The sequence below is a fragment of the Lysinibacillus sp. JK80 genome (assembly GCF_027557635.1).
In the GTDB taxonomy this organism is placed as follows: domain Bacteria; phylum Bacillota; class Bacilli; order Bacillales_A; family Planococcaceae; genus Lysinibacillus; species Lysinibacillus capsici.
Genome location: NZ_CP058997.1, coordinates 3,641,544 through 3,661,662, shown reverse-complemented (window position 1 = coordinate 3,661,662; position 20,119 = coordinate 3,641,544). Strand labels below are relative to the sequence as shown.

Below are 20,119 nucleotides of genomic sequence, written 5' to 3'. Positions count from 1 at the left end.
AAAGGAACAAATTCATAAAAAGGAAAAACGAAAATGAGGGAGATAAACGTGTTAAAAGAGATTTGGAAATGGGTTCTAAATCAACAGGAAGACCAACAGATAAGTGAAATAGTGAATACGGTTCAGGTTGTAATTCCAGGTTTTCGAAAAGGTAGTAAATTACCACCTAAGCATATAATGATTATGCAACTATTGAAACCAAAATATATACAACGAATGGCAAATAGCTCTATTTCACTAAGTGGAGAACTAGATGAAGCATATGATTTTTTAAATATGTCAGACAAAGAATTGGAATCAATTAAAAATATTCCACCTTCACTTATACTATTAAAATTACTTTCAGGAAAAGAAGAAGACAAAGCTATCACTCTTTTCGATTGTTGGAAGAGAGAGCATGGTGAAGAAGGGTTGCAAAAGATGGAAGAGGAACGTAAGACTGTTATGGAGACATGGCTTACTTCTGTTAAGAAAGATAATGAAAAAAAGAGTCTTTTAAGGAAGAACTTGAGGCGTCGTCAAAAGAGGGAGGGAAATGGGAGAAAATTCAAAAGAAATTAGAGCGAAAATTAAAAATCTTACAAGATGATTTTGAACAGTTACAATCGGAATATAAAGCTTACCAGGATGAGAAAAAAGAAAAGGAAAAGGAGGAGAAAAAAGAATATCAACTTCTTAAAACCGAGTATAATCAACTACAACAAGAATACCAAAGTGAAAAATTATCTTACCATGTAGCAAAAGAGAATTGGGAAAAAGAAAAAGTAGCACTACTTCTCCAAATAGAGACAATACAAAATGAAAAAATACAATGTTACTCTAATTTGTTGAACCAAGAAAATAAACTGGAGAATGAGAAAGATAGAAAGACTATGAGAAAAATCTATTTACTGGGAAATCCTCATAACAGTTCCATATTTCTCAATTGTCCTTTTGACGTGAAAATTGTGGAACGAAAAGAACTAGATAAAGTCGACTTTACTGACAGTCAAGAGATTTGGGGACTTACTTATAAATTAGATCCACAACTCCTTAAGAATGTTCAAAGACAAACAAATATATCCATCAAAAAGATTGAAACATTTCAACAATTGAAACAAGAAATTGAGAAGGGCCGTGAGGAGTATGCGAAACAGAAAGTGGGAAGCTAAATTAGTAAGTGTACTTGCTGAAGAACATGAAGTAGTCGAAGGAAGAAGTGTATTTGTTAACCAAAATAATACTCTTCAATTTTACTTAAAAATCATTTCCTATGAACCAAACGATTTTCCAAGAAATGTACGTCATATTACCTGCTATGCTGAAGAACTAGAAAAGTGGGGATTTGAGGATGATTTAACCCTGAATGATTATGAACGTACAGAGCGTATAAAAGAATTTTTAAAAGAATCACTCTTGGTATTTCAACCACAACTAAAAATATCGAGTAACTTTCGTGAATTTCATGTAGCAACCAATGTATATCTTATTGGAAAGAAAGAGTCTTTTACACGAGATGTTTCTTTAATTCCGATACCAGTATTCGAAGAAGAAGATGGAATTGACGAAGAAGAGTTTAAGTCTAGGTTATTGGAACGTAATTATATCGGAGATAACCCTGATATTTCTAAACATGAAGAAGACACTCCATCTTTTTTAGTATGGAAAGATAAAAAGGGAAGCATCAAGATTTACGGAGAATTTGAATCTCATACAGTAGCTCATGGGGGATTCCGGTTTATTGAAAAAGGTAAACTAAAAGAGTTAAATTGTGATCAGAAATTCCTACAGCAAGTATATGATTGGGAGGGAGGAGCAGTTTGGTTTTTCCCAGATTATTTAAATGAAGAAGTATTACAGGAATTATCGAAATCATCTCCTGTCTATCAGCAGATGGAAGAGGATAAAGTATCACAAGCATTTGTGGTAAAGGAAGCAGTTGAAGATAATAATAAAGAAGAAGAGTTTTTACAAGAGTTTATAGCAAAAACGAAAGAGCTAGGACTATTTTATTCTGAAAGGGATTTGTATAATTTTCATATTGCTATGAAAACTCAGTCACTTGTAATTTTGGCAGGTATGAGTGGAACTGGAAAATCACAACTCGTTCATGCATATGCGAAGGCCTTACGATTGCCCACCTCCCAAGTTAACTTTATACCAGTTCGTCCTTCTTGGACAGATGATACTGATTTAATTGGATATCCAGATACTTTACATAATGTCTACCGACCAGGGGACTCTGGGTTGGTAAATACACTTATCCGTGCTGAAAGTGAAAAAGACCAATTATTTATTGTATGTTTTGACGAGATGAACTTAGCTAGGGTAGAGCATTATTTTGCGCAGTTTTTATCATTGCTAGAAACAGATAATAGAGTCTTAAAGTTATACAATGAAGACTTGCAGCATCGTTTTTATAATAATGAACAATACAAGCCGTTTATTTCGATTCGCGAAAATGTGATGTTTGTTGGAACTGTAAATATCGATGAAACAACTCACCAATTTAGTGATAAGGTACTAGACAGGGCGAATGTAATTGAGTTAGAGGTGCTTCCTTATCATCAACTTTTAGAGATTGAAGAGAAGAAGGAAAGTAAGCCAAACGAAAAAGGAAGCACAAGTGCTAGTGAATATGCTTCATATAGAGATAAACATCTTCGTTCAGTTCAATTAACAAAAGAAGAGCTGTCTTTTTTATGGGACTTACATCGTTTGTTGCAAGAAACCAGTTTAAAAATGGGGATCGGCCCTCGCGTCGTTAGACAAATCGATCGATATATAAAAAATATGCCTGTATCATGCCCTTTTATTAGAGGAGAGGCTGTTGATTTTCAAATATTACAACGAGTGTTAACTAAGGTTCGTGGTCCTGAAGAGATGCTCAAAGGTTTGGTAGGAGTCTACATAGAAGGAGAGGATACTGTCTCTGAGAGTAAATTGTTTCACTTGTTTGAAAAGTATAGTCAGGTATCAGATTTTATTTTGGCTCGTACCAATGTTATTAGTAAAGCAAGGGAGTTAAAACTAAATGGATACACCATGTAGCTTAGTATTTATTCATTCTCCTTCCAAGGAATACCGAAAAGAAAAGAAAGTGTCAGTGTTTGTAGACAACAAGGAATCGATATTTTCTATTCCTGAAGATAAAATTGTGGAAGTTACAGAAAATGTAGATTTATCTGTGCTATTTATATGTTCATCTTCAGCTAAGTTTTATATGGATGGATTAGATATGTTGCCAGAGAGTCAAGTAGAGTCTGATAATTTAGGAGATGTATATCTTCCTTCTTCGCCAACTGAGCAAATCTTGTTTGCAAATGGTGAGCAAAATGGATATACATATTACCCATTGATACCGGGATTTTATCAAGTGAAGGTGGAAATAGAAGATAAACTTTATTATACGTTGTTACGAGTAAAGCCAAAACAAGTCACTGAAGAGCAGTGGGAAACCATGCGCAAAGAGATTGAGGACACACTGCAAGGATTGGCGCAAGATTTGGTCCGAAAAAACTTAAATCTCACGAGTGAAGAAGATGTACCCATTCCAATTACTTATATGAGGCAATGGTTGTTGCTCAGGAATGAAAAGTCACGTTTGTTAAATGCGATTGAGGAGATTCAAAAAGCGCCCCGTTACCAGATTGTGAAAGACTATGAAATTGTCCCTGATGCTTTAGCGAAACATATTGGTGAAGAAACTATCAAATTTCGTTCACAGCATCCGGACAAGAAAGACGTTATTAAAGAGGCAAAGTCGGTTATTAGCTACAATTTGCCAGAAAACCGTTGGATGTTGCATATAGTTCAAACCTTAGCAACTACAACACAAACGCTTTATCAATTTTTACTTTCATATGAGGATGTACTCAATAGAGAAATGAAAGAGCTACGTCGTTGGGGGAAAAAGGCAGAGGGACGTATCAGGATTAAGGAGAAGGTTTGGAACCAGATTCAAGAGATGAAACGAGATGCAAATCAGTTTCGAAGTGCATGGAGCCGATGGTTACATGCACCCTGGGTACAAAATTTTTCTAAAACATCTCTACAAGAAATACCAATGGCCATTTCAGCAGATAGTAGATATCGAATCCTATATCAAATATATCGAGATCTAAAAAAAGACAATACTTCTGTGACCTTAGATCCGATTTATACATATCACTGGAAGAGAACTGACTATTTATATGAAATCTGGGGATTTATCCAGGTCATTAGGGTATTCTTATCAGAAGAAATGGGTTTTTCAGCTACAAAAGGTTGGTTGTTCGATATAACTGATGTTGAGAACGGAATCACTGTTCCCGAATTGCGAAAAGGTTCTTATGTGGAGTTAACGGATGGAACACTTCGTGTTCGGGTCATATACGAGGAAGAATTACCTTCTTCTGCAGAGGATACCGGCATTGAGAATCCTTTATACACAAGTTCTCATCATCGATTGCCAGATTGTCGAATTGATGTTTATGATGAACATGGCCACATTGGAAGTTTGCTGTTAGACTTTAAATATCGCCCTTTATCTTCTATATGGAATAAACAATTGATTAAGACGAGTAAACAAACTAAGACTATGAAGCAACTTGATGCATATACTACAGCGTGTCGCAGTCCTTGGTTTTTAAAAGGGAGGGCAATGAGTAGGATACTGAACCGCTTCCGTCCCGTTGCAGAGGTATGGCCAATTTTTCCTTATAAAGTTGACAAAGAGCGGAGAAGGGATGTCGATGAATATTTTGTACGTCCAATGGATTTGACTCCTGGGAAAGAAAATCATCATTTCAAAAAACATATTTTAGAAGCAATTGAAGAGATGAAAATGATTGTCCAGGATATAACAAAGTAAGTAAAAAAACCTTCTATTTACTATAAAGTCATTATGATAAGAGGAAGAAATATATCTATACATGAAAGAGTAAGACAGAAGTAAAGGGACCTGAAGGAATGGGAATTATTTACTGGATTTTGTAAACTCAATAACTTCTTGTATTGCAAAATATAGTCTACACATGTAGTGCATCGCCAATTGTTAGATTTAAAGATTTAAAGTAGCATTTGGCGGTGCGCTTTTTGCCTTAAAGAATAAGATAATTAAATACTTTATTTGTCTAATATGATGATAAATTTTAAATCAAAATGACAGGATCATATTAAATTAAGAGGTAATTTTATGGAGAAAATATCGAAATTAGATAAAGAATATTTAAAACTTATATTCTCGATAGCCACTATTTTAATGTTAGTCTTTTTTATAACGTTAGGAAGTTATAATTTTGCAGAAATATATGATTTTCTAATACCTTTTTTTGGAGAGGTTACATATACTATTTTAACATTGGTTATTATATGTGCATGTACTAACCTATTACTGGGGATTATTGAATACTTGACTTCTATTATAAAGGGATATAGTGATATTGATATTTTTTAATATCTTTAATAAATTTATTTAAGTATATAGTAAATTCAACGTGGATTATACTGGTTGTCTTTTTAACTATACAATTAATATCAGCAAATAATTTTAAAGTTATGCTATTAGCTATTTTATCTATTATAGGATTAATGTCATTTATTTTTCTATTTAAAAAGAATGGTAAGGATACAGTTATAGCAAAAAGAAATTTAGAATATGTAGTGTTTATTAGTATTATTTATTTTGGGGCACTAATAATATTATTTTTTTATAATTCACCAATAGATTTAGAAAGAAATTTATTCAACATAGGAATGGTTGTTTCAATATTACTAACAATAATATTTACGAATTTATCTGAAAGAGGTATTGATATAATCATTAAAAAGAGAAAGCAGGCCGTCTTAGAATTAGTAGATAAGAAAAAAGGTAGTTTATCAGCAACTATAAACATTTTAATTGCGCTAGTAACAGTTTATGTATTTACTGATACAATGTATGTTGGGGAGAAAAAAGAAACGGTATCGGAAGATGAAAAAAGAAGTATAGCTGAAGCTATCATTAACAGTGATCAATTTATTTTAATGGTATTTTTAATTGGAGCATTTTCATACATTATCCATTATTATATATATTCGATAGTGAATAAAAAAAGTAATTAAAAATCTTATAATTAAGAAATTTATAATTTAATCTTATTTTCCCTTGCCTTAGAGCGTTAAAATGTAATGTTCTAGTACTCTTATCTTCAATAGGTTCAAAATTACACTATAGCACAGGTGAAATAGGATTCTATCTCTATATAAACCGTTGCTATTCTAATAAAATTCAAAAGGCTTAGCCAATTCAATAAAAAATAGGATTTTTTGATACTTGTGAAAATAAGTTAATAGGAGGTATCTAAGTATGTTATTTTAAGAGGTTCAATTTTAATGATGGGCTAATACAAACTAAAATGCGTAGAGTAGTAAGGTTTAAGATCATAGAAGTGAGAGTATCAAAATTAAATCTTACTGATTGGGAAAAAAGATTTTACATAATGAGGCACATAGTAGTGATAGAGTATTTAAACATACTCTATTGGATTTAATAAATAACCATATTCTCACTGAATTTCACTCTCGTCTTGATTACTTATTTGTGGCAAAGATTAATGATAATCTATCTGTAGCAAGAGCTATTAACAATAATGCATGTATCGTGGAGATTTGATATATTATTTTGTTGGATTAAGTGATGGCTTAATAATTGCCTCCGTAAGCTAAAAATTATCTCTTTTCTATTTTTGGGTCAAACTGTGGGTCAGGTATTAAAACTGGTGCCGAAAACCTCTTGAAAAAGTTGTATTTTCAGCACTTTTATTAATTCTCGTTTTAAGACCAGCCGTCTCCATACATAAAGGTGAGCAATAATTAACGCTAAATAAGAATAAAGGTAACAGCATCTAAAATGAGTGCGGATACAGATACTTTAAATACATTTGGCATTGAATTATTTACTAAGCTTTTTCCGAAATTAAGGTTAAGCAGTACAACAATATAGGAAAAAGGTTTATATCAGCAAAATAAGGTATACTATATTTGTTGAATAGATTTCTTTAAAGGCAGGAAAAGTAGGTGAACCAAAGTGGGAAAATATCAATTGGATACTAAAGGTAAGGTGGCTGTGGCAAAGTATCATGAAAAAAACAAGCCGGCCAAATTTGATAAAAAGCAGCAACTTGAGAAAATACGTGCGGAGTATTTGAAAAAGAAGCAAGAACAAACAGATCAATAATTTGAATGAAAGCATAGGAAGACTAAAATTTCCCTATGTTTTTCTTTTAAATTGATGATAAAGACAATGAAACGACATAGACATATAAATGGGAGTCACCATCTACAATTGAGGACAAAAAATTACATGATTTGAATGCATTTTTCTGTTTTGATAATAATCTTAAAACCTACCGTATGATATTACATCTTAGCTCCAACGACGATTGAGTGGGAGTAGTCATAAAGCGAGATAACCACCCGTTTATCTCTTTAAACTGATATCCATCGTTTTTGGTTAAATGTGAAAGAATTCATGTGAATATATGCATATCAAACTCTTCAAAGGCTCTATTTTGGGTATTAATTTAAATAATTGTTTTACATCTGAATGTCTCAGTCTCTTAGTATTTTTTTTATTTGCATCTGCTTTCAATAATAGAGACTAATGTCATTAGAGGTAACTAAGGTTTTTCTAATAAAAAATTATCTTTATTTGTAGCATTCCAAAAATCAGAGCGCAATTAAGTAGGTTACACATAAATGAATTAAATAGTTAATTCATTTATGTTAGCTTCGTTATTTCATTTGGCTACTTGGATAAATGAGTTCGGTATTGTACCGGACTCGTTTTTAATTTTGCCTAGTAGTTTATATATTTTTCTAATTCTATTTTTAATGCTCTATACTTTCTAATTCCCTCATGTAAAGGAAATCGGATTTCATAATGTCAAAGAAATTCACCATGACAGAGTTGTTGTAACTATTTCCTTTACGAGACATACTTTGAACAACCCCTCTTGATTCTAAGGCGCGACAGTATTTATTCATTTGATAATGCCAGTCCTGATCGGTATGCATAAGTAACTGGTGGTGCTCAGGTAAACGTTCGAGTGCTTTGTTCAACATGTCTGAAACAAGTGAATAGGTTGGTCTAGAGTAAACTCTAGTGTTTAATTTGTATACGGCTGAATAATAGCCTCAACTATACTGTATTTCATATTGCTTAATCCATTTAAGGATTGCTTTATTATTAGTCCCCATAGATTTAGCTATATCATAGGAGCTTTCCATTCCATTCCTCTCAAGGAGAGCTCAACAGCTTGGAATTTATCTTCGGCAGTTCAATACAAGTTTTTTTATTTTCCTAATTCCATCCAATTGCATTGAAAACTTCAAAATATTTTCTGTATTCCTTCTTTAGGAAGTATAACAAGTGAAGTATTTTTTTGTATTGTAGAATAGAGGTGAGCACAGTATTTGGTATATTATGTACATTTAAAATGATATGAAAATTATTAAATGTATAAGGTGGTGGTTTGAATGAAGAATAGAATCCCCAAACCTATTATCAACACAGTCTTATTGTTACTTTTTCTTGTTGCTTTATGGTTCTTAGGTAATGTTAGCCAACTATTTGCTAGTAAAGAAAATACCGAAAGTGAAATTGGTTATATAGTAATACATGAAGGAATAGTCTATTTTATTCAAGGAAAGGACGTTCAACAATCAGATATAGAGAGTCTCTCTAATGAAAATCTCCTGTTCTCAAATAAATTTGAATCAGTTTCAATTTTAATTAATGAATCGAAACTTTCTATGAAAGGAATTAAAAGTGGAGATGAAGTGAGGATTTGGTATTCTGAAATTTTGGAGTCAAATCCAGCAAAAATCAAAGTTATTCGGATAGAAAAACTGTGACCAACATTTCGTTTTTACTAAATGTAATTTAATATCATTTATAAATAAAACTCCCGTTTATTTCCTCTATTTAAGCTGATTATTGCTTCTCAAAATTAATTTTAAAGTCGAGAAGCTTTCAGCACACCCTTTTGAATTTAATTGAACAGACGACAATGAAGGAGGGCTATACTTTCCGTATTTTTCGATCCATCATTTAAAAATATAGTATAGTTATTGTAAAAACCGAAATGATCGAGGGGACTGGAATAGATGAACTTACTAGAAGTTGGAGTAAAAATAAAGCAGATGCGGAAGAAAAATAAAATGTCTCAGGATGATTTAGCTTCGCAGATTAATTTAACGAAAAGTCATATTTCCAAAATAGAAAATGGCAAAGCGACACCGAGTCTGGTGACATTGTCCAAGATTGCGGAAATATTTGATGTGCCAATGGCTTGGTTTGTTATTCAGGATCAATTTGATGGCATTTCGATTGTATCGAAAAAAGAACGCAATGAGACGGTTGAGACAAATGAACTTGGCTATCAATATGAGCTGTTAGCGAATAAGAGCTATATGAGCAATATCAATCCTTCTATTGTTACTGTACATAATGGGGCGGAAAATTTAGCGCCTTATACTCACGATAATGATGAATTTATTTATGTCATTTCGGGTAGTATCGTCTTGAAATACGATCATAAATTTTACAATTTAGAAGAGGGGGACTCTGCGTATTTTTCTGGGAAAAAGGAGCATATCTTTATTAATAATTCTGTAGAAAACTCAAAGGTATTAACGATTTATGTTGAGGATTAAATCTTTCCTTTAAACGTAAATATTATCGAAAATACAAATTTCTTGTTTACAATACTATTCAGACAATTTACAATTGGTGTAATGTTATTCAACTAAGTTGAATTATATTACACTTTTTTAATTTTGGGGGTATGGGGATGACTTCACGTATTAAGGGATTTTATTTACTTTCAGTAGAAGAGCGAATTAAGTTAATCGCTGAAAAATCAAATTTAACCAACGAGGAAGTTGAAGCTTTAAAAAGTGGAATTTCATTAGAGCTTGCAGATGCAATGGTTGAAAATGTTATTGGACATATTTCAGTGCCTCTAGGGGTAGCGGCCAACTTTAAGGTGAATGGCAAAGAGGTATTTATTCCGATGGCTACTGAAGAGCCATCAGTAATTGCTGCGGCTAGTAATGCGGCCCGTGCAGCATATGAGTTAGGTGGTATTTTTACTTCCAGCTCGGGAACAGTTATGCGCGGACAGATTCAGGTATTAAATATTGAGGACCCTCATGCAGCAAGGGCGAAAATTTTTGAACACAAAAATGAGATCATCGAGCATTGTAATGAAAAGGATCCAACATTAGTCAAGTTAGGCGGCGGAGTGAAGGATATAGAAGTGCACTTAATCGACACAGCAAAAGAAACAATGGTTGTTGTGCATTTAATCGTAGATACGAAAGATGCAATGGGGGCAAACGCTGTTAATACGATGGCGGAATCTGTGTCACCATTAATCGAACGTATTACAAATGGACGAGTTGTGCTACGGATTATTTCAAATTTAGCAGATAAGCGTATTGTCCGTGCGCGTGGTGAATTCTCGACAGAAATGCTCGGGGGGATAGAGATTGCGAAAAATATTGTAAGTGCTTACGAATTTGCAGATGCTGACCCGTATCGGGCTGCCACACATAATAAAGGGGTTATGAATGGTATTACAGCTGCGGTATTAGCATCAGGTAATGATACACGTGCTGTTGAGGCTGGTGCTCATGCCTATGCTGCTCGTTCTGGTAGATATCGTTCTTTAACAACGTGGGAGCTGAATAAAGCAGGCAATCTTGTTGGTACGTTGGAATTGCCATTAGCAGTTGGTATTGTGGGAGGGGCTACGAAGACTCATCCTGTTGCAAAAGCAGCGCTAAAAATTATGGATGTGCAATCTGCAGAGGAGCTAGCTAGCTACATTGCAGCAGTAGGATTAGTAGAAAATCTAGCAAGCTTACGCGCACTTTCAGCAGAGGGTATTCAATCTGGTCATATGCGTCTGCATGCGAAAAACTTGGCTGTAATGGCTGGGGCTACAGGCGATATTATTGATCGTGTTGTGCAGCAGGCGGTAGAAGAGAAGGATTTCCGTTATGATCGTGTTTTAGAGATTACAAACTCTCTGCGAGGTGAATAATACATGGCGAATACTCCATACAATGAGCAAAAAAATGTAGAGGAAAAGAAGTTTATTGAAATTTTAGGAGACACGGTTTCTGGTAATCAATTAATTATTTCAATTATTTTAAGCGTTGCCGCAAGCTTTTTAGGCTATCAGTTTGGTCAGTGGGTTTTTCCAAAGTTTGCAGACCCTCAGATGATTAACTCCTATTCATTGTTAACAGGAATCACGGGTATTCTGATTGTTGTCGCTATTAATACGATTCTTTTTAAACCAAAGCGTATTTTAGTAGAGGATGAAGCATCTAGTCATTCTTTAAAGGAAGCATTTGAGGATTTACAAATTGATATAGACGAGGAAATACGTTTAATCGAGGAAGATCCAGTGACAAAAAAGGAACTTGAGGATTTTGGAATTCTTTCTAGCTTACAAGGCTTGAAGGGAGCGGATAAAAAATGAGTATTTATTTAATAGCTCTTTTATTTGCACTTCTTGGTGCAGCTATCTTTACTATAATAGGACTTATTTCAGGTACAGATGAAACAGCAATTATGGTACCAATTACATTGTTAGTTATTTTGCTGGGAGCGCCTCCTGAAGGGGTATTCGCCTTTTTCATGGCGGGCGTGTTAGCTAAGCATTTAACACATGCTGTCCCAACTGCGTTATTAGGAATTCCAGGGGATACAACGGCTGTACCGTTGATCGATCATGCCAATACATTACGCCGTTTAGGGATGCCACACGTTGCATTACGTAAAATGATTTCTGGCGGTGTAATCGGTGCATTTATCGCCCTACCAACCGCTGTATTGTTAGGTCAGTTTTTAGGTCAATTTGCCGACTTTTTTAAATCTTCATCAGGCATCATTTTTACACTTGCCGCTATTTTAATCGCATTCTTTTCAAAGGGAAAATGGGCAAGTATTTTAATTATTATTCCATTTGCATTTTTCATAAAAGCTTTAGATAGCGTTAGCTTCGCGATGCTGGATAAACATTTAAGTATTACATTCTTTTTAGGAATTGCCATTGGACCGATGTTTTGTAATATTTTAATGGCGGCTTCTTCTGTTGCTAAAAATGATCTAGCACGCAGTAAGCCAAATCAATATAATCTTGCTCCCGAAACGAAATCATGGAAAGGCTATTTCCCGAATCCATTTAAAATTTTATCGAAAAGGCAGACCATTTTTACGAGCATTACAACGTTTCTTTCCTCCCTTACATTTGTCTTCAGTCCTGTCGGGATGACGTCATTGATGGGAGAAATTGTAGGCTCACGTACAAAAGGTGCCTATAAAAAATCAACAACGAGTCTTACTGTCATGAATGGTGTAACGGAATCGACATATATAGCTGAAGCGATTATTCCATTAATTGCATTCGGTATTCCGTTAAGCCCAGTAGCACTTGGACCAGCATCACCTTTATTTAATGCACCACCTATTTTTACAGTAGATCCAGTTAACAACTTACACACGCTAATGTCTTCATGGGACTTTTTCATTTTTGGGTTAATCGGTATTAGTGTAGCCGCTTTAATTGCTTATCCATTTGCGATGAATTATGCACGTAAAGCATCTGTATTAGTATTAAAATATATTAGCCAGGAAGCAATCGTAGCGATGTTCATCGGATTAGCATTTTTGCTTGCCTATAACGAGGCACAATTGCTAGGAGTAGTGTTAACATTTACAGTTGCAACTGTTGGTGGATTATTGAATCGTATTTTAGGTGTGGGGGCTGGTGTGCAATTCATGGTATTCTACGCATCAAGCTGGATTATGCTACAGCTGTTCGGCATTTAATTAAAGGAAGTGTATCTTTATGACTTTACCAAAACAAGTGGAAATAAGAGAAGTTGGTCCTCGTGACGGCTTACAAAATGAGAAAATTTTTATTCCAACTGATTTGAAAGTGCAATGGATTAATTTAATAAGTGAAACAGGTGTCCGTCATATCGAGGTATCCTCTTTTGTTAGTCCAAAGTGGATACCAGCTTTAGCCGATCATCATGAAGTGTTTGAGCAAATCGCACGTGATGAAAAAATAACGTATGCAGCTCTTGTGCCTAATTTGAAAGGGATAGAAGGAGCCATTCAACACAAGGTTGATGAAATTGCTTTATTTATTTCTGCCTCTGAGGAGCATAATCAAAGTAATGTAAACGCTTCAATTAACCAATCTTTACAGAACTTAAAAGCTGTAGCTGAAGTAGCAAATCGTGAAGGTATATCGTTAAGAGGCTATATTTCAACTGTATTTGGCAGTCCGTTTGGTGATGAAGTAAAGCTTCAAACAGTGAAGGATATCATTGATGCCTATCTAGCAATGGGCGTTTCTGAAATTTCACTCGGTGATACAATTGGGGTAGCGGATCCTGTACAAGTAAAGGCTATTTTATCAGAGCTACTCACTCAATACGATCGTGATTTGTTTGCCCTTCATTTTCATGATACGTATGGCCGTGCTTTAGCCAATATATTTGCAGCACTTGAGCTGGGGATTACAAAATACGACAGTGCTATTGGAGGTTTAGGGGGATGCCCCTATGCCCCTGGTGCAAGCGGCAATGTATCAACAAATGATTTAGTAAATTTCCTGCATCGTTTAGGCGTCCAAACGAATATTGATGAAGAAAAACTATTTACCGCCACACGATTTTTACAGCAGGCAATAAATAGACAGCTTGATAGTAAAGTGTATAAAGTGCAAAGTAATTAAGTAAAAGAGCACCTCTATAGTTAGAATTAAAATTAGGAATGCCCCACCAATTGTTAGACACACTCTACCAATTGGTGGGGCATTTTTTTACTGAGGAAAAATAGTTTTATGCCAATTAATCAGCAAATTAATCATACTACCTTTGAATTCAATAGATGACCTTACTAAACATGATCACTATACTTCAAACACTTTGCCAGCAGTTGAGTACGATTGGTTACTTGAAATTTTCTATATAGATTTTGAAGATGTTTTTTAATTGTATTTTCACTGACGAATAATTGCTGGGCGATATCTATGTTTTTCAAGCCTTTGAATACAAACTTTAAAACTTCTCGTTCTCGATCTGTCATTTCCAACACGATGGAAGGCTGTGAAAAGTGATGTAAAGAATACATGTTTTCGATATTTCTTTTCAAATACACTAACTTTAAAATATCTTTTTCATTAAATAGCTTCTCTCCTGTTTTCCTTAAAAAGCCAATAACGGCTACGAGCCTATTGTCTATTCTTAAATACATGGCCATTTCATCTTCATAACGATTTTCTTTCAAAAATACTTCTTTATAGTGGGTTTGTTTTTGCAGGCACATCACTTCATTCCTACTCATTAGCTGAATGGAAGGCTGTGTATTTATATTTTGGGGGTGCAATGGATCAAAGTTTTTATATCTTTGTAAATAGTCATTAATCGTGTGACGCTCTATATTAAAAAGCACAGGGGCGGTTAGCTCATTATTTGCTATTTCCCAAAATAACATATGGTCATAGCCGAGATGCTGACTAATTGTTTGCAATAGTTCATGTTTAAACCCTTCAGTGCTTTGTTTCACATTCATATTCGAAATATGATAGCTTGCTTTAAGAATGTTTTCTAAATCATTTTCTAAAAACATGAAAACACCTCGTTTCTCTATTATGCATTTATATTCTACTTAAAACAGAATTATCCTTTCGGGTAATATCTTAAATTTAGAATATTCAGTACATTATAGTTGCAAGATTACTACTATACGAGGTGATAATATGAATTTACAAGAGTATGCATCCTATGACGGTATTGGGTTGGCAGAGCTAGTAAAATCAAAGGAGGTAACACCACAGGAGTTAAAGGAGCTAGCGTTAGAAGGAATAAAAAAAGTCAATCCATCCATTAATGCAGTTGTTAGTGTGTTAGAAGAGCAGGCTGATAAAGCCATTGAGAAGGTTGATGAAAATGCGCCGTTTGCAGGTGTTCCGTTTTTAATTAAAGAGCTTGTGCTACATGCAGAGGGTATTCCGCATAGTATGGGGAGTCGTATTGGAGAAAATACGGTTATCCCCGTCGATAGTGAATTAATGGCGCGCTTTAGAAAGGCTGGCCTGATTTTAGCAGGTACTACGACAACACCTGAGTTTGGCTATAATGCAGCGACTGAAGCAGTTATTTATGGTGCAACGCGCAATCCGTGGAATTTAAATCATAGTCCAGGCGGTTCGAGTGGAGGGTCAGCAGCAGCTGTAGCAAGTGGTATTGTGCCAATCGCTCATGCCAATGATGGCGGAGGTTCTATTCGTATCCCCGCTTCCTGTAGTGGGTTAGTGGGATTAAAACCTACACGTGGAAGAGTTCCAGCTGGTCCATTCAATAGTGAGCCTTTAAATGGTATTGCCATTGAGTTCGCTGTGACTCGTACAATTCGTGATACAGCGGTGCTATTGGATCAAGTAGCAGGTCCTGACTTAGGAAGCTATTCCAAATTAGAAGTAACACATGCACCGTATGGACAACTTATCCAGGAAACAGTGCGCCCGCTAAAAATTGCTTGGACAACTGAAACAAATTCTGGGGCATTTGTCGATCCGGAATGTATAGAAGCGGTTCATAAAACAGTTCAAGTATTAAAAGAACTAGGACACGAGGTAGTAGAGGCGCGTCCGAAATATGAACAAGCATCATTTACAAAGGCGACGGTCGATATTTGGACAGCGAATATTTATCACATGATTAAGGGGGCTGCAGCGGGAACTGGTAAAGCAGTTTCTCCAGACTATATTGAAGCCGCCATTTGGAAATGCTATGAATATGGTGGACAATTAAAGGCGGCTGATTTATTGGAAGCTATTCATACAAATGCAGTCGTTTCACGTCAAGTTGCAGGCTTCTTTGAAGACTATGATATTTTATTGAGTCCAACTATTGGCACACTTCCTGCTAAAATTGGTGAGTTAAATGCCAACAATCCTAATATTTCGGCTGTTGAATGGACAGAGCAAATTTTCACGTATGCACCGTTTACAAATTTATTCAATGCTACAGGTCAGCCCTCCATATCATTGCCTTTAGCCGAAAGTAAATCAGGCCTACCAATTGGTCTACAAATGACAGGTAAATTTGCAGATGAATTGACGTTATTACAGCTTGGTAGACAGCTAGAGGAAGCCATGCCTTGGAAAGACCGTCAACCAGCAGTACATGTCAGTGAACAGCCTCAGCCAGCAGTATAATATAGCATGAACGCACTTAGTGTAGACTGGGTGCGTTTTCTTTCTGTCGTAATTTTCAAGCTTCCTTAAAAGCAGGTTTTATCCTGACCTCGAACTCATATACATAACATAAAAGCTAATAGGAGTAGTGATTATTGGACAAACAACAACATAAGTACAGATGGATTGTGTTTGTTGCTGTATTGTTTACCTATTTGTTAATGGCAAGTCAGCGAACTGCTCCAGGGTTAATTACAGATCAATTGATGGAGGATTTTGGGGTAACGGCTTCGACAATTGGCTTATTGACGAGTATTCAATTTTTTGTGTACACGAGTTTGCAAATTCCGATGGGGATTTTAGCTGACCGATTTGGGCCAAACCTTTTCCTCATCATTGGTGCCATCCTTACAGGTATAGGAACCATTCTTTACAGTCTAGGTACACATGAGTTCATTCTATTCTTTTCTAGAATGCTTACTGGTGTAGGAGATGCGACCATATGGGTGAATATGGTGCTTATTTTGGCACAATGGTTTCATAAAAAGGAGTTTGTCCGATTAATTGGTTTTGCAGGTATGACAGGGAGCTTAGGCTTCTTATTGGCAACAGTGCCTTTTGCTACATTGATTTTTTTATTAGGTTGGCGAATCACCTTTTTCTCTACAGGACTTTTACTATGCTTATGTGGTGTACTTCTTTATTTTGTGCTCGTACAAAACACAAAACGCATTTTTTCAAAGGAACCTGTAAGCATAACTAAAGAACTAAAACGTGAAAAAAGCTCCAAATTATTACGAAGAATATTTTCAAGCAGGCAAGCATGGGCTTTATTTTTTTGTCATTTTGGCGTTGTGGGGGGGTATGTTGGCTTTATTAGCTCGTGGGCAGTACCATATGGGATCAATATGTATGAGATGTCACGATCAGAGGCTAGTCAGCTAATTATGATTGGTCTAGTCGGAGCGCTTATAGGAGCACCTTTAATGAGCTGGATTGCTGGCTGGTTAGGTACGATTAAGAGACCCTATATTGTTGTGCATATTGCGGTTTTAACGAGTTGGTTTGCCTTTCTTTTACTGAAAGGGCATCCGTCCATTTTCATGCTCATTGTCCTGTTCTTTATCATTGGCTTTGGCTATGGTGCAAGTGCCTTAACCTTTGCGGCAGTTCGTCAAACTTTCCCTTTAAATGAATCAGGCATTGTTTCTGGATTTGCCAATACTGGGGGCTTTCTAAGTGCCGCATTGCTACCCATTATTTTTGGGTATATTTTAGATTACTTTCAAGCTGCCACAGGCAATGTAAGTGATGGGTACTACTATGGCTTCATTTCGCCTGTTATATTCTCCTTCATTGGTTTGATGGGAGTCCTGTTATTAAATGAAAAACGTGTGAGAGTGGCTGTAGCGTATCCAGATGAATCAAATAAATCCTATTAAAATAGGGATATTGGACGGGAGTGAAACTTTTGTTGAATATCGATTTTCTATTGCTTTTTCCTCTTTAATCACGCTAATATCTGTTAAATTTATGAAATTACATTACTTTTATGATAGATTTTACCTGGTTAGACATCTCCATAAATGCTACACTGATTAGGAATCTTAAAATTCAGAATAAAAAGGGAGAAAACTAGGAAATGAATCAATTGAAACAAGTTATAACAATACTAAGTATGGCTGTATTGATTCTGGCAACAGGAATTGTCTTTACACAAACGCCTGTCAATGCACAAGAGGAAGAGAAAGATATTCATATTACACTCCTGGCTACGTCAGATATTCATGGCCGCTCTATGCCTTGGGATTACGCAGTGGATGGACCAAATCTCACAGGAAGTTTAACGCAATTATATACAATTATTAAAGATATCCGGAAAGATCATCCGAATACCATCCTATTGGAAAATGGAGATTTAATACAGGATAATTCTGCAGAATTGTTTAATGACCAGCCGCAGTCACCGATGATGGTGGCTGTTAATGAAATGGGCTATGAAGCTTGGACATATGGTAATCACGAGTTTAATTTTGGTTTGGATGTATTAGATAAAGTTTCCAGTCAATTTAATGGAGCAAGACTTGCTGGGAACGTTTATAAAGAAAATGGCGAACGCTATTTACCTGCATATACAATTATTGAGCGTGAAGGGGTTAAAATCGGGGTTATTGGCATGGTAACACCTTTGATTACAGAGTATGAGAAGGGGACAAATCATCTTGATGGTTTAGTTGTCAAAAACCCGATAGAAGAGACTAAAAAGGCAGTTAAGGAATTAGAGGGTAAAGTAGATGTCATGATTGGCCTTATGCATATGGGATTGGAAAATGAAAATGGTGTTCCAGGAACGGGTGTGAAGGAAATGGCTAATGCCGTACCAGAACTAGCTGCTATTTTTGCAGGACACAATCATGTACTGATAAATAAAGAAGAAGTGAACGGTGTTTTTATAACAGAGCCTAATAAATATGGAACACATATTTCACGAATTGATTTAACATTTACTCGCCAAGGCGAGAAATTGTTGCTTAAAGAAAAAGATGCTTCAACTATTCCTGTAAAGAATGAAGACGGGACCTTTGTTGAATCGGATAAAGACCTAGAAAAAACGTTGAAGCCATACCATGAGTATGCACGTGAAGATGCTAATATCGAAGTAGCACAGCTTAAAGGAACAAATCTTGTTCCCAAAAATGAAATTAAGGGTATACCAGCTGTACACATCCAAGAAACACCTTTATCAGATTTTTTCCATGAGGTCATGCTACATTATAGTAAGGCAGATGTGGTAGCACATCAGATTGATAATGACAAAGCTTCATTGGATGTAGGTCCTATTAAGAAAAAGGATATCGCCTATAATTATCAATTTGCTGGTGGAGAAGTATCAGTTTATGAAGTAACGGGCAAAGATTTAAAAGATTATATGGAATGGGCAGTTGGCTATTTTAATAGCACACGAGATGGAGATGTGACGATTAGTTTTGATAAAACGCGTCGTTCCTCTAAATATAGTACGAATGATTATTTCGGAAATGTAAAATATGACATCGATTTAACTGAGCAGCCAGGTAACAGAATAAAAAATCTACGCAAATTAGATGGTACCCCGATTAAGCTAGAAGACAACTTAAAGCTTGGTATGAACTCTTATCGGATGGATTTTCTTGTATCAAAAGGTCAGGCACTTGAAGGGCGTAAGTTTAATATGATTTGGTCTTCTAAAGAAGAAAGTGCCTATGGAGAAACAGGCGGTACAATCCGTAATCTAGCCATTCGATATCTAAAAGAAGAGATGAACGGTGTGTATGAGCCAGTGATCCAGCATAACTGGAAAATCGTTGGTGTCGATATGAAATCGCCTGCACGTGCTGCTGTTGTTGAATTAATCAATAAAGATATTTTAGCCATTCCTACAACGGAAGATGGTAAATATACAAATATAGCATCTATTAATGTCAAAGCTTTGATTACAGAAGAAGAAATAAAAATGCTAGCAACAAAAGCAAAAGTAGATGCTAGCCAATTTACTGGGGTAAAAACGTCAGGTGAATTTTATCAAAAGCTGGTAAAAGCATTGAATAAACCTAAAGATGAGCCAGTAGAAAAACCGGTGAATCCAAGTAAGACAACACCAGACAAATCGAAGCCAACTATTACTCAGTCAGAATCACTTAAAGGGATTGTTACGGCTTACCACTTAAATGTTCGTTCAAAGCCATCGAACTCAGGAAAAGTATATGGGACAATTTCAAAGAATACCGAAATTACAATTTTAGAGGAAATACAAGGCTGGTATAAGATATCTTATAATAATAAATCGGGGTATGTTTATAGCAAATATGTAACGATTAAAAAATAAGAGCTAGCATAAAGCTGAAGGAAAC

Annotated in this window: 16 protein-coding genes and 1 pseudogene; 15 read left to right on the top strand and 2 right to left on the bottom strand. The window is 35.4% G+C overall.

Annotation, left to right across the window (positions count from 1 at the left end; genetic code table 11):
- The first annotated feature begins 48 nt into the window (after window positions 1–48).
- The 6 genes from HXV90_RS18415 to HXV90_RS18390 all read left to right on the top strand — a co-directional run bounded on the left by HXV90_RS18415 (window position 49) and on the right by HXV90_RS18390 (window position 7,177).
- Window positions 49–561, top strand: coding sequence for a hypothetical protein (locus HXV90_RS18415; RefSeq protein WP_269897733.1), 513 nt, complete (start codon window positions 49–51; stop codon window positions 559–561).
- A gap of 311 nt (window positions 562–872) precedes the next feature.
- Entirely contained in the window at window positions 873–1,151 is a 279-nt protein-coding gene (locus HXV90_RS18410; protein ID WP_269897732.1) for a hypothetical protein, read from the top strand.
- Complete coding sequence (locus HXV90_RS18405; RefSeq protein WP_269897731.1) at window positions 1,126–3,030, top strand: McrB family protein; 1,905 nt, start codon at window positions 1,126–1,128, stop codon at window positions 3,028–3,030. Before HXV90_RS18410 ends, HXV90_RS18405 begins: the two co-directional genes overlap by 26 nt.
- On the top strand, window positions 3,014–4,831 hold the full coding sequence (locus HXV90_RS18400) for a DUF2357 domain-containing protein (protein WP_269897730.1): 1,818 nt from the start codon (window positions 3,014–3,016) through the stop codon (window positions 4,829–4,831). The genes HXV90_RS18405 and HXV90_RS18400 overlap by 17 nt, the downstream gene beginning before the upstream one ends.
- A 686-nt stretch (window positions 4,832–5,517) precedes the next feature.
- Complete coding sequence (locus HXV90_RS18395) at window positions 5,518–6,063, top strand: hypothetical protein (RefSeq protein ID WP_269897729.1); 546 nt, start codon at window positions 5,518–5,520, stop codon at window positions 6,061–6,063.
- Between the two features lie 964 nt (window positions 6,064–7,027).
- Window positions 7,028–7,177 (top strand): hypothetical protein, encoded by a 150-nt coding sequence (locus HXV90_RS18390; RefSeq protein ID WP_004228154.1) that lies wholly within the window; start codon window positions 7,028–7,030, stop codon window positions 7,175–7,177.
- A 624-nt stretch (window positions 7,178–7,801) separates the two neighbouring features.
- Here HXV90_RS18390 and HXV90_RS18385 read toward each other — a convergent pair.
- Window positions 7,802–8,094, bottom strand: a pseudogene (locus tag HXV90_RS18385) (IS3 family transposase); the annotation flags it as partial.
- 384 nt (window positions 8,095–8,478) lie between these two features.
- Here HXV90_RS18385 and HXV90_RS18380 point away from each other — a divergent pair.
- The 6 genes from HXV90_RS18380 to HXV90_RS18355 all read left to right on the top strand — a co-directional run bounded on the left by HXV90_RS18380 (window position 8,479) and on the right by HXV90_RS18355 (window position 13,763).
- Entirely contained in the window at window positions 8,479–8,856 is a 378-nt protein-coding gene (locus HXV90_RS18380) for a DUF3221 domain-containing protein (protein ID WP_269897728.1), read from the top strand.
- A gap of 252 nt (window positions 8,857–9,108) precedes the next feature.
- Window positions 9,109–9,657, top strand: a complete 549-nt coding sequence (locus tag HXV90_RS18375; RefSeq protein WP_112116562.1) for a helix-turn-helix domain-containing protein — start codon at window positions 9,109–9,111, stop codon at window positions 9,655–9,657.
- A 137-nt stretch (window positions 9,658–9,794) separates the two neighbouring features.
- A complete protein-coding gene (locus HXV90_RS18370; protein ID WP_048394314.1) occupies window positions 9,795–11,051 on the top strand; it encodes a hydroxymethylglutaryl-CoA reductase, degradative in 1,257 nt (418 codons plus the stop codon).
- A gap of 3 nt (window positions 11,052–11,054) precedes the next feature.
- Entirely contained in the window at window positions 11,055–11,495 is a 441-nt protein-coding gene (locus HXV90_RS18365) for a hypothetical protein (RefSeq protein WP_048394316.1), read from the top strand.
- Window positions 11,492–12,847 carry a tripartite tricarboxylate transporter permease gene (locus HXV90_RS18360; RefSeq protein WP_016995237.1) on the top strand — a complete coding sequence of 452 codons (1,356 nt, stop codon included), beginning with the start codon at window positions 11,492–11,494 and terminating at the stop codon, window positions 12,845–12,847. Before HXV90_RS18365 ends, HXV90_RS18360 begins: the two co-directional genes overlap by 4 nt.
- 19 nt (window positions 12,848–12,866) lie before the next feature.
- Window positions 12,867–13,763 carry a hydroxymethylglutaryl-CoA lyase gene (locus tag HXV90_RS18355; protein WP_066037149.1) on the top strand — a complete coding sequence of 299 codons (897 nt, stop codon included), beginning with the start codon at window positions 12,867–12,869 and terminating at the stop codon, window positions 13,761–13,763.
- A 164-nt stretch (window positions 13,764–13,927) separates the two neighbouring features.
- Here HXV90_RS18355 and HXV90_RS18350 read toward each other — a convergent pair whose 3' ends face one another.
- Window positions 13,928–14,659 (bottom strand): response regulator transcription factor, encoded by a 732-nt coding sequence (locus HXV90_RS18350; protein WP_269897727.1) that lies wholly within the window; start codon window positions 14,657–14,659, stop codon window positions 13,928–13,930.
- 130 nt (window positions 14,660–14,789) lie between these two features.
- Between HXV90_RS18350 and HXV90_RS18345 the strand changes: the two genes are divergently transcribed.
- The 3 genes from HXV90_RS18345 (at window position 14,790) to HXV90_RS18335 (ending at window position 20,094) form a co-directional block, all read left to right on the top strand.
- The gene (locus HXV90_RS18345; protein ID WP_269897726.1) at window positions 14,790–16,250 is read left to right on the top strand and encodes an amidase; all 1,461 of its coding nucleotides are present in this window, start codon (window positions 14,790–14,792) and stop codon (window positions 16,248–16,250) included.
- 134 nt (window positions 16,251–16,384) lie between these two features.
- Window positions 16,385–17,671 (top strand): MFS transporter, encoded by a 1,287-nt coding sequence (locus HXV90_RS18340; protein ID WP_269897725.1) that lies wholly within the window; start codon window positions 16,385–16,387, stop codon window positions 17,669–17,671.
- Between the two features lie 200 nt (window positions 17,672–17,871).
- The gene (locus tag HXV90_RS18335) at window positions 17,872–20,094 is read left to right on the top strand and encodes a 5'-nucleotidase C-terminal domain-containing protein (RefSeq protein WP_269897724.1); all 2,223 of its coding nucleotides are present in this window, start codon (window positions 17,872–17,874) and stop codon (window positions 20,092–20,094) included.
- Window positions 20,095–20,119: the final 25 nt, after the last annotated feature.